Below are 3,281 nucleotides of genomic sequence, written 5' to 3' on the forward strand. Positions count from 1 at the left end.
CATTGGCGATTGAGCCAGTCAGAGTGATATGAGTAACACCATATCGGCTGTCGTTCTTTAACAATCTGGAAGAAGTAAGTAATTTGGATAGCGGAAGCGTCTTTGAGATGGACGTGAAAACTATCCGGGTTGTGATTGTATCGATGTATCTCAAGATGATTCGAACTTATGTTCGGCTCAATTGGAATACGGCACAACGCGAGAACTCAACCTGTAACGAGACAGACTCGTTATAGGGTCAAGCGAACAAGTGCATGTGGTGGATGCCTTGGCGATCACAGGCGATGAAGGACGCGGTAGCCTGCGAAAAGCTACGGGGAGCTGGCAAACAAGCTTTGATCCGTAGATGTCCGAATGGGGAAACCCACTCCTTTTGGAGTATCCATAGCTGAATACATAGGCTATGTGAAGCGAACGCGGTGAACTGAAACATCTAAGTAACCGCAGGAAAAGAAATCAACCGAGATTCCCAAAGTAGTGGCGAGCGAAATGGGATCAGCCTTGTACTCTTTATTTGTATTGTTAGCCGAACGCTCTGGAAAGTGCGGCCATAGCAGGTGATAGCCCTGTAGGCGAAAACAGTATGAAAGAACTAGGTGTACGACAAGTAGGGCGGGACACGTGAAATCCTGTCTGAAGATGGGGGGACCATCCTCCAAGGCTAAATACTCGTGATCGACCGATAGTGAACCAGTACCGTGAGGGAAAGGCGAAAAGAACCCCGGGAGGGGAGTGAAATAGATCCTGAAACCGCATGCATACAAACAGTCGGAGCCTCGTAAGGGGTGACGGCGTACCTTTTGTATAATGGGTCAGCGACTTACGTTCAGTAGCAAGCTTAACCGTATAGGGCAGGCGTAGCGAAAGCGAGTCCGAATAGGGCGTTCAGTTGCTGGGCGTAGACCCGAAACCAAGTGATCTATCCATGGCCAGGATGAAGGTGCGGTAACACGTACTGGAGGTCCGAACCCACTAACGTTGAAAAGTTAGGGGATGAGCTGTGGATAGGGGTGAAAGGCTAAACAAACTTGGAAATAGCTGGTTCTCTCCGAAAACTATTTAGGTAGTGCCTCGTGTCTCACCTTCGGGGGTAGAGCACTGTCATGGTTGGGGGGTCTATTGCAGATTACCCCGCCATAGCAAACTCCGAATACCGAAGAGTGCAATCACGGGAGACAGACATCGGGTGCTAACGTCCGGTGTCAAGAGGGAAACAACCCAGACCGCCAGCTAAGGTCCCCAAATATAGCTAAGTGGGAAACGAAGTGGGAAGGCTAAAACAGTCAGGAGGTTGGCTTAGAAGCAGCCACCCTTTAAAGAAAGCGTAATAGCTCACTGATCGAGTCGTCCTGCGCGGAAGATGTAACGGGGCTAAGCTATATACCGAAGCTGCGGATGCGTGCTTTGCACGCATGGTAGGAGAGCGTTCCGTAAGCCTGCGAAGGTGCGTTGAAAAGCGTGCTGGAGGTATCGGAAGTGCGAATGCTGACATGAGTAGCGATAAAGGGGGTGAAAGGCCCCCTCGCCGTAAGCCCAAGGTTTCCTACGCAACGTTCATCGGCGTAGGGTGAGTCGGCCCCTAAGGCGAGGCAGAAATGCGTAGCTGATGGGAAGCAGGTCAATATTCCTGCACCATTGTTAAATGCGATGGGGGGACGGATCGCGGAAGGTTGTCCGGGTGTTGGACGTCCCGGTCGCTGCATTGGAGAAGGCGCTTAGGCAAATCCGGGCGCAGGATTCAAGGGTGTGGCGCGAGCTCCTTAGGGAGCGAAGCAATTGGAAGTGGTTCCAAGAAAAGCCTCTAAGCTTCAGTTTAACGATGACCGTACCGCAAACCGACACAGGTGGGCGAGATGAGTATTCTAAGGCGCTTGAGAGAACTCGGGAGAAGGAACTCGGCAAATTGGTACCGTAACTTCGGGATAAGGTACGCCCTGGTAGCTTGACCAGCCTGCGCTGGAAGGGTGAAGGGGTTGCAATAAACTGGTGGCTGCGACTGTTTAATAAAAACACAGCACTCTGCAAACACGAAAGTGGACGTATAGGGTGTGACGCCTGCCCGGTGCCGGAAGATTAAATGATGGGGTGCAAGCTCTTGATTGAAGTCCCGGTAAACGGCGGCCGTAACTATAACGGTCCTAAGGTAGCGAAATTCCTTGTCGGGTAAGTTCCGACCTGCACGAATGGCGTAACGATGGCCACACTGTCTCCTCCCGAGACTCAGCGAAGTTGAAGTGTTTGTGATGATGCAATCTACCCGCGGCTAGACGGAAAGACCCCATGAACCTTTACTGTAGCTTTGCATTGGACTTTGAACCGATCTGTGTAGGATAGGTGGGAGGCTATGAAACCGGAACGCTAGTTTCGGTGGAGCCGTCCTTGAAATACCACCCTGGTTTGTTTGAGGTTCTAACCTTGGCCCGTGATCCGGGTCGGGGACAGTGCATGGTAGGCAGTTTGACTGGGGCGGTCTCCTCCCAAAGCGTAACGGAGGAGTACGAAGGTACGCTAGGTACGGTCGGAAATCGTGCTGATAGTGCAATGGCATAAGCGTGCTTAACTGCGAGACCGACAAGTCGAGCAGGTGCGAAAGCAGGTCATAGTGATCCGGTGGTTCTGTATGGAAGGGCCATCGCTCAACGGATAAAAGGTACTCTGGGGATAACAGGCTGATACCGCCCAAGAGTTCATATCGACGGCGGTGTTTGGCACCTCGATGTCGGCTCATCTCATCCTGGGGCTGTAGCCGGTCCCAAGGGTATGGCTGTTCGCCATTTAAAGAGGTACGTGAGCTGGGTTTAAAACGTCGTGAGACAGTTTGGTCCCTATCTGCCGTGGGCGTTGGATATTTGAAGGGGGCTGCTCCTAGTACGAGAGGACCGGAGTGGACGAACCTCTGGTGTACCGGTTGTCACGCCAGTGGCATCGCCGGGTAGCTATGTTCGGAAGAGATAACCGCTGAAAGCATCTAAGCGGGAAACTCGCCTTAAGATGAGATATCCCCGGGGACTAGATCCCCTTGAAGGGTCGTTCGAGACCAGGACGTTGATAGGTCAGGTGTGTAAGCGCAGTAATGCGTTCAGCTAACTGATACTAATTGCCCGTAAGGCTTGATCCTATAACAAGTCTGTCTCGGCAGCCGTTAGCGCTTCAGCGCTTACGGATGCCGAGCGTCGAGTGCGAGGCACTCGACGTACTGCGGTTGAAGTACCGCGTATGTGTGAGATACAGCTCACAACCCAAGATTACTGCTTCTTCCAAGATTGGTCGCGCTGCGAAGC

At 52.2% G+C, this 3,281-nt stretch carries 1 rRNA gene; it reads left to right on the top strand.

The annotated features are described in order from the left end of the window. Positions 1 to 236 precede the first annotated feature (236 nt). Positions 237 to 3,118: ribosomal RNA gene (locus tag ACV22Z_RS35565) — 23S ribosomal RNA — on the top strand. Positions 3,119 to 3,281 lie beyond the last annotated feature (163 nt).

This window comes from Burkholderia sp. PU8-34, from assembly GCF_053427725.1.